The sequence below is a fragment of the Pseudomonas sp. GL-RE-29 genome, assembly GCF_019947275.1.
GTDB classification, from domain to species: Bacteria; Pseudomonadota; Gammaproteobacteria; order Pseudomonadales; family Pseudomonadaceae; genus Aquipseudomonas; species Aquipseudomonas fluorescens_A.
The window spans coordinates 1-13,737 of sequence record NZ_JAGYGD010000030.1 but is presented as its reverse complement, the minus strand read 5'-3'; the positions used below and the strand labels follow the sequence as shown (position 1 = coordinate 13,737).

Annotated in this window: 11 protein-coding genes and 1 pseudogene; 7 read left to right on the top strand and 5 right to left on the bottom strand. The window is 50.0% G+C overall.

Features of this window, described 5'->3' with window-relative positions:
* Positions 1-1,323: 1,323 nt before the first annotated feature.
* From KGB21_RS21915 to KGB21_RS21905, 3 genes are all read right to left on the bottom strand, one after another.
* Positions 1,324-1,815, bottom strand: coding sequence for a hypothetical protein (locus KGB21_RS21915; RefSeq protein WP_223506697.1), 492 nt, complete (start codon positions 1,813-1,815; stop codon positions 1,324-1,326).
* 80 nt (positions 1,816-1,895) lie between these two features.
* Positions 1,896-2,234 carry a KTSC domain-containing protein gene (locus tag KGB21_RS21910; protein ID WP_223506696.1) on the bottom strand — a complete coding sequence of 113 codons (339 nt, stop codon included), beginning with the start codon at positions 2,232-2,234 and terminating at the stop codon, positions 1,896-1,898.
* Between the two features lie 211 nt (positions 2,235-2,445).
* Positions 2,446-3,093, bottom strand: a complete 648-nt coding sequence (locus KGB21_RS21905) for a hypothetical protein (protein WP_223506695.1) — start codon at positions 3,091-3,093, stop codon at positions 2,446-2,448.
* 1,006 nt (positions 3,094-4,099) lie between these two features.
* Between KGB21_RS21905 and KGB21_RS21900 the strand changes: the two genes are divergently transcribed.
* Together KGB21_RS21900 and KGB21_RS21895 are read left to right on the top strand one after the other, a co-directional pair.
* Positions 4,100-5,758: an AAA family ATPase gene (locus tag KGB21_RS21900; protein WP_223506694.1), complete on the top strand. Its 1,659-nt coding sequence runs from the start codon at positions 4,100-4,102 to the stop codon at positions 5,756-5,758.
* A complete protein-coding gene (locus KGB21_RS21895) occupies positions 5,755-6,624 on the top strand; it encodes a hypothetical protein (RefSeq protein WP_223506693.1) in 870 nt (289 codons plus the stop codon). Before KGB21_RS21900 ends, KGB21_RS21895 begins: the two co-directional genes overlap by 4 nt.
* A 409-nt stretch (positions 6,625-7,033) precedes the next feature.
* Here KGB21_RS21895 and KGB21_RS21890 read toward each other — a convergent pair whose 3' ends face one another.
* The gene (locus KGB21_RS21890) at positions 7,034-7,549 is read right to left on the bottom strand and encodes a hypothetical protein (RefSeq protein WP_223506692.1); all 516 of its coding nucleotides are present in this window, start codon (positions 7,547-7,549) and stop codon (positions 7,034-7,036) included.
* A 433-nt stretch (positions 7,550-7,982) separates the two neighbouring features.
* On the opposite strand from KGB21_RS21890, the gene KGB21_RS21885 reads away from it, so the two are divergent.
* Positions 7,983-9,740, top strand: coding sequence for a DUF262 domain-containing protein (locus KGB21_RS21885; RefSeq protein WP_223506691.1), 1,758 nt, complete (start codon positions 7,983-7,985; stop codon positions 9,738-9,740).
* Positions 9,741-9,979: 239 nt separating this feature from the next.
* On the opposite strand, the pseudogene KGB21_RS21880 reads toward KGB21_RS21885, so the two are convergent.
* A pseudogene (locus tag KGB21_RS21880) lies at positions 9,980-10,108 on the bottom strand (carbon-nitrogen hydrolase); the annotation flags it as partial.
* A gap of 143 nt (positions 10,109-10,251) precedes the next feature.
* Between KGB21_RS21880 and hxsA2 the strand changes: the two are divergent.
* The 4 genes from hxsA2 to hxsC are packed head-to-tail and all read left to right on the top strand — an operon-like array spanning position 10,252 to position 13,445.
* Positions 10,252-10,536, top strand: a complete 285-nt coding sequence (gene hxsA2, locus KGB21_RS29670) for a His-Xaa-Ser repeat protein HxsA2 (protein ID WP_223506690.1) — start codon at positions 10,252-10,254, stop codon at positions 10,534-10,536.
* Positions 10,536-10,838, top strand: a complete 303-nt coding sequence (gene hxsD / locus KGB21_RS21870; RefSeq protein ID WP_223506689.1) for a His-Xaa-Ser system protein HxsD — start codon at positions 10,536-10,538, stop codon at positions 10,836-10,838. Before hxsA2 ends, hxsD begins: the two co-directional genes overlap by 1 nt.
* The gene (gene hxsB / locus KGB21_RS21865) at positions 10,831-12,288 is read left to right on the top strand and encodes a His-Xaa-Ser system radical SAM maturase HxsB (protein ID WP_223506688.1); all 1,458 of its coding nucleotides are present in this window, start codon (positions 10,831-10,833) and stop codon (positions 12,286-12,288) included. The genes hxsD and hxsB overlap by 8 nt, the downstream gene beginning before the upstream one ends.
* Entirely contained in the window at positions 12,282-13,445 is a 1,164-nt protein-coding gene (hxsC, locus tag KGB21_RS21860) for a His-Xaa-Ser system radical SAM maturase HxsC (RefSeq protein WP_223506729.1), read from the top strand. The genes hxsB and hxsC overlap by 7 nt, the downstream gene beginning before the upstream one ends.
* Positions 13,446-13,737: the final 292 nt, after the last annotated feature.

The following is a 13,737-nucleotide window of genomic DNA, read 5'->3' as shown; positions in this document are numbered from 1 at the left end:
CGCTGGAAGTACACACGCTTCATCCCGATGGGTCTGCGAATACACTGAATTGGCATATCCCGTGCGTGGAGCTTGGCGCGTAGCCGCTCGTACCCAGCCACCAAGTCCCGCCCCTCGGCGCGTGGGGCGACACTATTTGGTCTGTGAAGTCCATGGCAGCCCCGGCAAGCGAATCCACCCGTCCACAGGTAAAGCTTACGCCGCCGTGTGAAGCACCGAGGGCAGAGCACTCGCACTCTAAGCCTGTTGCACTTGTCCACGCTCATGGTGAGGTCAAGCCGCTGCGTCGCCTCGTAAGCCGTCACCAGCAGATGATCGCCCATCATTACGGTTGTGATGCGCACTTCACCATCTTGCCCACCCTTTAGCTCCAGCTTTGCTCCAGTATTCAACCCACCCATCTGCCGGAACGCGCCCATCTCCAGCGCTGGAACTTCGCTCGTGTGTGGTTTTCTCATGGCTGCTGCTCCCGCTTGGCGCGGCGAATCGCAGCCAGACGCTGCTCACGCTGAGCTTGCTGGAGCGCCGTCATACTTTCGGCATCTCGCCGCCCGGTCATCTCGACTATGGGGGCTATCGGGCCAGTGACAAGAACCGCTGTACCACTGGGTTGCACGACAGCCCTGCTCGTTAGTAGCGCCATCAACGCCTCCGGCCCTTGTGCTGCTGCCTCTAACACAGCTACGGCGTCCTTAGCCCTGCGCAAACGTTCAGCAGTACCGAACCCAGACCGCAGTCCGTGGCACTTGGCGCAGGCGAATGTTTCGAGTAGGTAAAGCAGTGAGGTAGGCTTTCCGCACTGAGGGCAGCACCAACAAACTCGGTGCGCGCTAGGTCGGCCACGCACTCCGGTCCAGCGGAGGGGCAACTCTTGCTGGTGCCCGTCCCAACTAACTAACAGTGCTGAGCGGTCGGGTGCACGGCAGTCAAATATCAGCTCGCCTAAACTCAAAGTACCGGGGGTGGAATCCCTCAGTAACCCTTGATGTAACAAGGTTCTGATGTCCAGCGTAGGTAGGTCTGCACGGTGCATAGTGGCAGCCCCTTTGGGGTGGCATGGCATGCACATTTTACCATGCCCTAGGGGCGCCATTAGCTTTGCATTGCGCCCGTAATCTACCCCGCACGGGCTTTTAGTTAATGCTGGCTGTAAACGGCCGACTCTTTTGAATGAGTCATTGCACAGACTTACCCATCCGTTTTGCATCCTGACCAGCCATTTGCATCGGATTTGCCCGCCACGATTTGTTGACCGACAGAGAACGACCCAGATTTGCTTGTCGAGAGACGATTCATTCCGTTAACTACACCATTATAAGAAGCTTACAGTCCTTCGCTTTGAGTATAGGACACAATGACTATACCTTGATCATCAGTGACGCACATTCCGGAATAAGTAACCCTGCCGCCATCAGGCAAATACCAGTCATAGATTCCTTGAACGGGCGATTGGAAATTTTTTCCGTACTTTTCAAACACCCTAGCACTTATTTTTTTGTGTGTTGATAAGCAGGCTTTCGATTTAGCGGCGGCAGACAGGTAATTAAAGTTAACCACAACTTTATCGATCTTTTTGCTTGCTTTTCCAACCTGAGCAATAACTCTTGCTGCCTCGCCATAGATATTTGTTTCGTATTCAATGCACTTGAAAGCGTTTACGTAGGTGCAATCAGTTACCTTGTCATTACTTCGTACAGAATTAGCCTGATCAAGCGTCATTCCAAATTCATAACCTGCAAACCCAACAATTGTCGATTCAGATGCTTGTGCGGTTCCGATTAAAAAAATAGCCACAATTAAAGCATAGATGCGCATGTAAATATTCCTTGCCGATGATCGCCACCACCTCGGACTACGAGGTCAATTATTACACGTTTTGCGTACGATACGATTATCTATTTGATTTTACTATTCATTGCCCCCCCCAGCCGACAATCGAATTTGCCTTTGATCGATCCGTTATAAAAACGGCCCATTGAGTCTGCATTTAGCCACTGGCTAACAACTTGCGATGGTATGCGGCAGTAATGGTAATAGGTGTCACCCAGCAGCACGACCAGATAGCTTTGATCGGGCTGATAGCAAATTCGATGTACGAACGAACTGACAGTATCCGAGCAGGCGAATGGCTCCAGATCGACTGGGCCTTGGTACTTTACAAATACCGTTTCAGCCAATGCGCCAGCACTTGCTGTAGCAAGGGCTAACAGCAAACAAAGAAATGCCTTCTTCATGTGCGCCCCTCCAGCAACTCACCCCACAACCCTAGCACAGAGCTAGACGACTCTAATCCAAACGTGCTTGATTGTCCTTGAGCTGTGCAGCGTCGATATATATTCCAGCTTATAACTGATACTTCGCATTTGCTCGGCCTATCTGAAGCTCTTGCTCAGAGTAACAACAGAGAGGGAAATAACATATTCAGCAATTAGAATAGTTATATTTCTATTTTTTAGCTCCAATCGCTTCTGACATCAGCCTAGCTGTGCATGCAGTGAAGTCACCAGTTGCCTTGTTAGAAATTGTGCGCTTATAGCTTCCGTCTGGCTGCTCTATCGCATCGCCAACTCTCAAATCAACAGGAACCAAAAAGTCGATGCCGCCATCAATGACATTAAAACCTACGATTAACGTTTTTGACTCATATATTTCATCGATTAAAGCAAGTGTAGTTTTATCCAGGCTGGCAATTGAAAAAAGAAAATTATTATCTCCGGTAAATGTTTTTTTATCTAGAGAGGCAGTTGATTTTGTTTTCGATTCTACATATGCAGAGAATGGTCTTTCTATTTTTAATGGAGCTATATTTGCATCCGCAAAACCTGTTTTCTGAATGAAGGCAAGATTATTATTGTCCAGATTATAAATGCCGATATGCCCATTCAGGATGTATTGCTTACTGCTTATATGAGTGCGATCTTCAAAGAGAGCAGTAAAATTCAATGTGCATGCCGTTAATTTCCCTCCGGATTGTAGCGGAGTAAATACTACGGTGTGCGTTCCAACAATATCTGTATTTTTCTCTTCGAGAGAGAAAGCGTTAAAACTTATTACTAGTGCGCCAAGTGCTAATAGCACGACTTTGAGCTTCATGACGACCCTACCTCCTGTCGAAATGCCAATGGCTTATCACGCTTAGACTAGTCAGAACTGAATTGGTAGTCATAGCTGATAAGCACCGGCTGAGATCAGCCTATATTCATTGAGTTGGTGTTGCTTTGACCTAGGACAATTAGGCAGGAGATCATCATGAAGAGAGTCCTGGCCTTGCTCGCCACGGCTAGCTTGGCCTCAGCTCAGCTCACGTTGGCCGACTGAAATAACTACTGCTCAGGCTTTGAGGACGGCACAAAAGCATAGCGGGTGACGCTGCACTTCCCGTGAGAAGGAGTTTATAGACGGGGGGACTGCCAACCTTCCATTTGGCGACAACGCTTTGTCATTTGATGACAGCCCATGACCGTTGGTCTGGGATGGCACATAACATTGCTTGGGTCAGTTTTGCTTAGTAATCCCGCCCCTAGGCGAACCGATTTGTCGTCACTGATGTGCGAGTTTGCGGCTTGGGTTTGAGAGTGAGAAATCCTGAGCGTCAGCAATGGGTCGATGACTGCCCGTCGCGACAAGCAGTAATCGGCCAGAAGCGGTCAGTGCCAAAGCGCATTGGAGGTAAAGGACGCAGCTACCGCTCAGTCATGAGAAAATCTTAAACACGAATGATAACGGGGTCTCAGCAAGCTCATGACCCAGCTGCAGAGAAGATGCGCTGGTGGACATCCGCGCGCCTATGCACTCGCTAGCATGCTGCGCCCGTTTTATAACTTACCGCAGGTCGATAGATCTTTTCGGCAGTCACCTGAGGCTCTGGAGAGTAATCATGACATCAAACCAATTTCGCACTGCCGAGCTTGAATCCGTGTGAATGTCATCGTCCGCTCACGCCCAGTTCAAAACTGCCTCGGTTACTGATGCCGGCGACGCACCGTCCCGATAGCACTCAATATTCGGATAGGGAGCTGCAGAACGCCGTTCGCACGTTTATGCTGGCGGCGTTGGCGGGCCAGGCCCGCCTAATCTGTGTCTAGGAAACAGAGGGAATATGGCTTCGAGCAACGGAAAGCAGTCGGGTACGGAAAAAAATCCGATTACCGTATTCTTTGGAACGCGCAAATCTTCGATGACGTCGCAGCCGTTAAATTCGGTGCTCATAACGGCCAGCAAGGATGACTGGAACGATTTCGGCTTCCGAACCCGGATTGATGTCAGCATCCAGCTTTCGGACGGCCTTGATTTTTCGACCGCAGGTTTCATCGGTTTTATTCCCAGCGCCAAGGATGAAGCCAATGGAGTAGACCGATTAAAGATACTGCTCGAGGACACTGATGGCCTTGAACGCGTGACCGACAAGCACCGGTTTTTCACCATGCTTCCCAGCATGGAGGCTTACCGCATGGTCGTCCGGACGCTCGGCTTGATTCGATCCAGGCAGGTGCTGAAGGCAATGCGCGACGTGGTTGTGCTTTCTGAGTTCAAGAGCACTGCCAACTGGCTGGACACAGCCCTACGGACTGATATTTTTTTGAAGTCATTCATCCGGAATGCTGATTCTTATTTTGCCTACAAGAATGCAGGGTCCATCTTGCGAGGACTCGCACATGAGCAATTCGGAAGCATTTCCGGAGTGTTTGCCATCGATTTTCTATTGCCTGGGCGGCAAAACTCTCACGAGTTAATTTTTCAGTTCGACCATGACGCAGATCTTCCAAAACGGATAGCCGTGATCATTGGCAAGAATGGGGTGGGTAAAAGTCAGACGCTGGGCCGAATTGTTCGCGCCGCGCTCGATGGCGACCATGCTCTGAATGACGGTAGCCCAAACTCGCGCGTTTTAGTAAATCGAATTTTAGCGTTCGCCCCGACCAATGAGGCGGGGTCGGTCTTCCCCACCGACCGGCGCAAGCGCCCGCGCGTGTGGTACCGACGGTTCACCCTCAACCGGTCTGGAAGTAAGCGCAAAGATGGAGGTGTCGCAGATCAAGTGGTGCAGGTTGCAAGATCCCAAGAATATATTGGCGAACTTTCACGATGGAAAATCTTCCTACACTCTCTGGTTGCGATCGATAACTGGGAACAAATCTGTCTACCTGTGCGGGAAGCCGGGCTTGAGCCTATTTCGCTCGGACGGTTGAGGCACGGCGGCGAGCAGTACATCATTGAAAAGCTTGCGTCGATCGATCTGCGGCGGGAGCCTGTTCGGTTAATCGCCGGCGCCAGCTATCCACTGAGCAGTGGCGAAATCTCTTTCGTACGGTTTGCAGCGCAGGCAAGCCTGTGCGTGGAAAATGGCTCGCTTCTACTGTTGGATGAACCTGAAACCCACTTGCATCCCAACTTCATCAGTCAGTTCGTCTCTTTGCTGGACAACCTGCTGAAGCTAACTGGATCGGCCGCGATTATCGCTACGCACTCTGCTTACTTCGTTCGGGAGGTTTTTCAGGACCAGGTATCGGTTTTGCGCACCGACGAAGACGGCTTCGTAAGGGTTGAGCGACCTGCGCTTAGGACCTTTGGCGCAGACGTTGGCGCCATTTCCTATTTTGTGTTTGGGGAGGATGAGCCTTCTCGGCTTGCCGCTGCAGTGGAAGAAAGGTTGCTCGAAAGGTTTAGCAGCTGGAATGAGTTATACCGCAGGTACAAGGACGAGCTTTCCTTGGAAATCCTTGGCACGCTCCGAGAAGCGATGGAGAGGGGGCAATGAATAAGATTCAGCGCCCCAACATTGACGACGCGTTTGCCCTAACAAATTTGGCAGCCAACCATCGGGTTAGTAGTTATCCCCACCTGCAGACGTCGGTTGCGATGCTTCACCATGCCTATGCCCAATATGAAGCTGCGCAGGGTAATGCTTTCGCAGTCTTACCCGTTACTCTGGACCTGCAAGCAGCGGCCTACCTCAAAGCTCATTTCAAATCGCCGCCACAGGATCTCCAGCATATCAAAACGCTGCGCCAAGCAGAGGAGCATCGTACTTGCCCGATGTGTGGCTCCCTCCACCGAGGCACCCTTGATCATCTGCTGCCGCAAAGTGATCACAGCGCTTTTGTAGTGTTTTCGTTGAACCTTGTACCCGCATGCAAGTGCAACAGTAAGCGTCAGGACCTGCTTATTGGGCCGAACCCCGGTGAACGCATTCTGCACCCGTATTTCGACCATTGTTTACGAGAGCGATTAGTCCGCGCCGATTTCCAGGACTTAGGTCTGGTACCCAAAATCTCCCTACAGCTCTGCGTGGATGGGACCCATCCTGAGTTTGCTGCAATCAGTTTTCATGTCCGCTCAATCGTCCAACGCACGGCCGTCCTGGGCCAATTGAACACTAATTGGGCCAACCTGTGCCGCAAGCCCAGCTTGGTCATCCGCGCCCTAAATGTGAATCCGACAAGCCTTGCTGCGCTTCAAGACGTCCTCCAAAGTGAAATTGAAATGCTCGACGACGCGCAAGACAGCAAAAACAACTGGTATTCGATGTTTGTAGCAGGGTTGCTAGAACCACCGGTACTCGCTTGGCTCTTTCAGCAACTCAATACGCCCGGGCGGCTCCCAAACGGCCCGCTGCCAGGATAACCCTCCTCAATCAGCCAAATCCCGACAGGTGGTCCAATGATTGCCAATTTCCACCACCGGCGACCGTCAGCTTTGGGTCGACTGCTGACCTTCGCGACAGGCTGTAATCGGCCGATTCTGTTGAAAAAGTCGGTCTACCCAAACTGCCTGATCATTGACTGGTGAAAACGCCTTTTTTGCACGCTGCTACGTGAAATCCGAGTCCGGAAGCCTCTGCCAAAAGTAAAGATTTCAATCTCGGACGCGTATTTTTCTAATGCGCAAACCGTGGCCGACTTTTTCAACAGAATTGGCCAGAAGCGGTCAATCACTACTGCCGCACTGGTGACGATTACTGGCGAGTCTAGAATCACTGGTTTCTTCAGCGCCTATACGCAAGCCGGATCGGCCTTTTCACCAGAAGTGAGGACTAATCTTCGACGTTGCCTTGAACCTTCTCGAATAACAGACCATGAATTTCCAATTTGCCCTGCTTTTTCCACTGGATCCGTGCAGGTTGGCGGCCTGGAGTTTCCTCGCCGAATAGTGAGATCCATGCATTTCGAAAGCTCTTATACGTCACGCCATTGACCGTGCATTGGGGGCTGTCCAGGCGTGCTGCCCGCACCTCCGGAATGTCCCAGCCATTCATTCTTGATGGAACCTTGATGTGGCCTTCCATATCGCACACCTCATAGCCTTCACCCAACGGTGACTCGAGCGCAGCAAGGAGGAGATTGCTCACCAAACGAAAGTATCCGATACGAAAGCATTCTGTACGGCCATCAATAATGCGACTAGCCCCCTTACCGCGTGCGCTTGGTAGAGAGCGTAGGATCAGCAGTTCAAGGTGGCGCGCGGCTTCGATACTCGGGAGCCTGTAGAGCGTACCATCAGCGACCACGAAATCTTGACGGGTATGCTTGTGGAGACGGTTGGTGGGCACTGTACTAATCCCGACCTTAAACACATCCCCGCGACTGTGAACGAGCAAGTAAAGATACCCATGGGACATGTTCATGACTCCAGTGAAAACGATCCAGTCGCGTTCATTGTATCTCACGAGGTAAGTGCCACAGCCCGCGAGGATCCGATTCGTCGTAAGCCATTCGATCATGGACGCTGCTAACGGCCAAAAGTGGTCGTAAGCGATTGACTGCTTCCGGAATGCCCATTTGCCGTCAAGTCAACTGGATTGACACACACGCAAGGCGTCAACGAAGAGGGGATGTACACGAATTACTCACGCGCCCTAGCCTTACTACATCCACCGTATTTCCATTCTAACTGGCTAGGTGCGATAGTCTGCGTGTGCCTTTGGGTGGAAAGCAGCCCAAGGGCATAGGATGAATTTACCGCCTTTCAATAGGATGATTTCGATGACCTCAAGCGCCCGCTCCTTCCGAGACCTCGTCACAGATGCACATGACGGAAAATTAAAGCTTCCTGCATTTCAGAGAGGCTGGCGTTGGAGGACCGACAAAGTAATCAAACTCTTCGACTCCCTTCGGCAGGGATACCCTATTGGTGCACTGTTATTTCTGAAAGGTGAAAATGAGTTGCTCGCGCCGAGGACCTTTGAAGGTGCCCACGTTCAAGCCCCGGACAAGGCCGCCGATTTCCTTGTATTAGACGGCCAGCAGCGGCTTACGGCTGGCATTCATCTTTTGTACGCCACCGGCCCGAGACAATATTATCTTAGACTGGATCGCCTATTTGAACTTTGCTGTTCAAAAAAAATTAATTTCGAAATAAAAGAAGAGGTAATTCAATTTGTTCACGATCTTGATGAAACTGATAGTTATATCTCTGCTAGACCTCGCACAGTCGACCCACGCTCGCAATTAGTAAAAAAACATTTACTATGCACGTCCTTGCTAGCGGACTCCACAGAGTTAAACTTAGCAATCCTTGACTATGTAGCAGAATATTCTGATCGAAGAGATTTTGCCTACCGCCTAATCGTGCCATTTTTCAGTCTGGCTAAGACGGACACAGTTCCAGTAATTGAGATCGAAGCCACGACCCAAATTGAATCTATTAGCCGAATATTTACAACCTTAAACACCACGGGACAAATGCTTACTCCTTTCGAGCTTGTAGTTTCGATTCTATTCCCTAAAGACATTGATCTTACTCAGGAGATCAAAGACTTTCGAGAAAAAGGCAAATATTATGAAAGCATGGATGGTACTGGAGAAATCCTTCTGCAAACAATTGCCATGCTCGGTGGAAAGGAGCCTAAAAAGGCAAACTTACCAAAAACGATAAACGCAGAGATCTACACAACTTATAAAGAGTCAGCTTTTCAGTCACTTGAGGCATTAGGCAAGTTTCTAACGGACAATCTCGGTGCAGCACTAGATTCCAAAGGTGTCGACATGGTCCCCTATGACGCCATCTACGCACCAATGGCGCTAGCTTTAAAGGAAATCAACGGCCGAAACCTCAAGGGTTTAGATAAGTTAAATGCAGAAAAGAAACTAGCACGATGGTATGTTGGCTCTGCGCTATCTCAAAGATATCAAGAGGGTGTCCATAACAAGCAAGTTCGCGACTACGAAGACTTCAAACTTTGGCTTAATAATGACTCATCTGTTCCTTCCTGGCTGACCGAAGTTACAATACCGCGACTCTTAAGGCACTCACCTAACGGAGCTATTGGAAAACTGATCCGAGGGCTCATCAACTATCGAAACCCTAAAGATCCAGTTTCATCCAACGGCATCGGTTTCCGCCCAGGCGCTTTCCCCACGGAAAAGCATCATATTTTCCCCAAAAAATACCTTCCGACTATGGCTGGCTGGAATAAGGGGGATCAGGGTGACGTCATACTGAATCTTATGTTTTTAGAGTCTGAAACAAATAGGCGATGGATCAATGGAAATCCTGCAGATCATGTACAAGAAGCATCAAATAATCATGGAGATGCAATAATCGCTGAAAATTACAGACTTCAATTTATCGACCGCACCGCTTTCGAAGTCCTCAAAAGGCCTTCAAAATCAAAAGAGGATTTTGAAGAGTTCGTCCTACTTCGTGAAAAATCGATTCAAGACCATATAGCTGCATCCTTCAACTTCACGATGGCTGGAGTCGAAGAGATAAATGACGAGGAAGACGAGCCTGAGGACTAAACCATTTACTTACTCGCTAGAGCCTGCTACTAGCTGCGCATAGTCTCGTGCTTTTGCTCAAGATTATTGGACGCCAAACACTGACATTCGGCGAATGTTGACTCGCTGCCTAGTTCATACGACAGGCATCTATGGGTCGACTGCTGTCCTTCGTGACAGGCAGAGAACGGCCAAAAGCAGCCTATTGAACAAATAGGGGACGGATCTATTTTTCCGTCACCTTTTGGAAAATTAATCCCCCTTTTTTCTTCCCGCCAGTTGACCGGCAAGCAGAGCAAATCAGCATCAACCAGCGCCGGAAGTCGCACCCACTCAGGAAACTCTTTGCGGTACACGGCGCGCAAGCCTTGAGCATCGATCATTGCCGCGCCCTTAAATCTCCGATACGGAAAAGCGAGGCGTCTGTCGGGTTATGGGAGAGTAAAAGGCCACCAGTCGATTTCACATTGACATCATGGATATGCGTCAGCGAGACTCCCTAAAACCATAAACAATATAGGGTAATTTTGCGATGAAAAAACGCTCCTTTCTGGTACCAATGGCCACTTTGGCCGCAGCCATAGCTACAGAGCAGGCTTCCGCTCTAACTTCTCATGAAGTCGTCGAGCCCACCACAGAAGCCAAGAACACATTTCAAGCGGAAGCTCAAAACGAGAACCTTTCTGTTCGCGGCGGCAATGATCTGTTCGCCTTCATTCTCAAGCGAGGGGATCAGGGGCAACTGATGGCTTACCACAGTTCCCATAGCTCCCACTCTTCGCACAGCTCCCATAGCTCCCACTATTCGGGTCGATAATGGCTTGCTCTCATACGCTCGTCTTTGATGAACGGCTTTATGACGCCCAGGTGTTGCAGAAAGCTGCTTATCGATCGATCAACACCCTCACGGTCGATATCACCTCCGAAGAGGGACGGTTTATCTGTGTTTTGTCATTGAATATCGGCTTGGACGAGCCGGCCTTTCTGTCTGCCATCCAAGAGTTCAAAAAAGATGTGCTCGATTATCAGCTGCGCCACCGATTGGCAGTTGAAACGCAGCCTATCAAGAATCTGATCCTCGGACTGGCCTTTTCAAAAACCGGGCTGATCAGTGAGTAAATTTCAAAAGCTGGAGTTCTACGCGCAGCAACGTCCCTATGAGCTGCTGCCCTTTAAGTTCGACCGCCTGAATGACGACGAGTACGTCATCACTAACATGGCAGGCGAATTTCTTGTCATACCGGTGCCGATGCTTGAACCGATCATTAGCAAGACGCTTCCGCTCTCATCAGAGCTGATCCCTACGCTTCGATCTAAACAGTTCATTCGCTTCACCAACGAGCAAGCTCCACTTCAGCTTCTGGCACTCAAGATCCGCACGCGATTGTCTAGGCTGGCCGAGTTCACCAATCTGCATATCTTTGTAGTGACTCTTCGGTGCGACCATAGCTGCCCTTATTGCCAGGTTTCAAGGCAGTCGGAGAGCAAAGGCGAATTTGACATGACCACAGAGATGGCTGACAAGTCGCTGGACTTTGTCTTTAGGTCTCCCAATTCAGCCATCAAAATTGAGTTTCAGGGTGGTGAGCCGCTGCTGAACTTCGAGATGGTGAGGTATGTTGTTCTTGAGGCAAAAAAACGTAACGTCAAGGAAGGACGTGACTTACAGTTCGTGATTGCGACCACGCTTTCACTACTGACTGATGACGTGCTCGACTTCTGTAAGCAGCACAACATTGTGCTTTCATCTTCGCTTGACGGGCCATTGGATCTGCATAATGCAAATCGCCCACGACCAGGCCGAGATAGTCATCAGCGTTTCGAAGAAGGTTTGCAGAAAGCCCGTGCAGCCCTCGGCTATGACCAAGTGTCAGCCCTGATGACAACCACAGACAAGAGCCTGCCACGAGCGCGGGACATCATTGATGAATACCTGCGCCTAGGCTTTGATGGCATCTTCCTCCGCACGCTCTCCCCCTACGGCTTTGCGATCAAGACCAAAAAATTCATGTCATATGACACGGAGCGCTGGCTTGAGTTTTATAAGGAAGGTCTTCAGTACATCATTGAACTAAACAAATCCGACATCCGATTTGTAGAGCAGTATTCTTCGCTCGTGCTGACAAAAATGCTGACTTCAGGGGATCCTGGGTTTGTTGATTTAATGAACCCTGCCGGTGCTGGTATCGCAGCCATCGTGTTCAACTACGACGGATCGGTCTACGCCTCAGATGAAAGTCGTATGCTTGCCGAAATGGGTGATCATACGTTCCGTCTGGGCAACATTCTTGAGCATTCGTATGAGGAGATTATCCTCTCTGATCAGCTTCTGGATGCACTTGAAAACTCTTTCACCTTAAGCGCTCCAATGTGCTCTGACTGTGCATTCGAACCTTACTGTGGAGCTGAGCCCGTCTACCATCACGCCATTCACAAAGATGTGGTAGCAAGAAAGCCAGAGTCCTCCTTCTGCAAGCGAAATATGGCGATTTTCAAGCATCTCATTGAGCTGATGGGAAGTGATGAGCAAACAAAACGGATTTTTATGGGTTGGGCCAACCGATGCTAAAACTCGGCGGAAAGATTATCCGTATCCATGCGGTTAATGTTCATAGGGACCTCACTCTGCTCAAGGTGTCGACCAGTCGGAATCTGCCTGAAGTCTTGCGACGGGAAATGGCTTATTTGGTTTCCGATCAGCAGATCCCCCGAGGATTCGCCCACTATCTTCTGCTTGATAAACATCGGCTGCTTGTTGAGATACTGCCTTCCGACTCTGACTACTCGATCCTACCGAATGACTACAGCTATATCGGTAATGGTGACGTTATCCGGCTTTCAGCAGATCGTCAGAGCATTAGCGTGCTGTTTCGAGCATCGTCACCTCACAACAGCATCCTGGTTACCGAGCAGTGTAACCATTACTGCCTTATGTGTTCGCAACCGCCTAAGGCTGCTGATGACTCTTGGATACTTGACGAAATCGAGAGCCTGATCCCCCTCATTCCAAAAGATACCCGCGAATTGGGGTTTACTGGCGGCGAGCCTACGACCAATCGGGAACGCTTCCTTAAGATCATTAGCCTGACAAAAAGCTATCTGCCAAGAACCGCAATCCACATTCTCTCGAACGGACGCAGCTTCAAAGATCCGGCGTTCGCTGAAAAGTATGCGCGGATTGAATTGCCCGACGCGATGATCGGCATTCCTCTCTATTCAGACGATCCGACACTGCATGACTACATCGTCCAGGCCCAAGGCGCATTCGATGAAACCATTCAGGGCATTCTCAATCTGAAGCGTTTGGGTCAGAAGGTTGAGATCCGAGTTGTCATTCACAAGCTATCGGTGCAGCGCCTAACTGAACTGTGTGAGTTCATCGCACGCAATCTGCTGTTTGTTGACCATGTGGCGCTGATGGGCCTCGAGATGATGGGCTTCACCCGGGCCAATCTCGATGAGCTATGGATCGACCCAATCGAATACAAAGACACTCTCAGCAAGTCAGTTGGCATTCTTGCCAAGTACGGCATGAATATCTCGGTTTACAACCATCAGCTTTGCTTGGTGAATCCGGACATTCAACCCTACTACCGCAAATCAATCAGCGACTGGAAGAACGAGTACGCGCCTGAATGCCAAAGCTGTACAAAACAGCGAGAATGCGGAGGTTTTTTCGCATCAGGCGTTAAATTCGGCTACAGCAAGAACCTAGTCCCATTTTAACCTCGGCATCAAAACAGTGAGCGCATAGCGCCCCGATGCATGCATGTCCGCCATGGGTCGTTTAGTGCCTGTCGCCAACGGCAGCAATGTGCAGCTCTCCACTGATCATGTTTACAAGACCTGCTGATCAAGTCCGATGCAAATCACTGATCAGGTCGAATCAATGAGGGGGGAACTGGAATGCAATTTCGCAGGATGGAAGCTGCACAACGGTGGTAGCACCAGGTGCTTAGAAAAACATAAATTTTTCGTGGATGCCTACAGACCTGCACAGCACCCCACCGTATTTTAC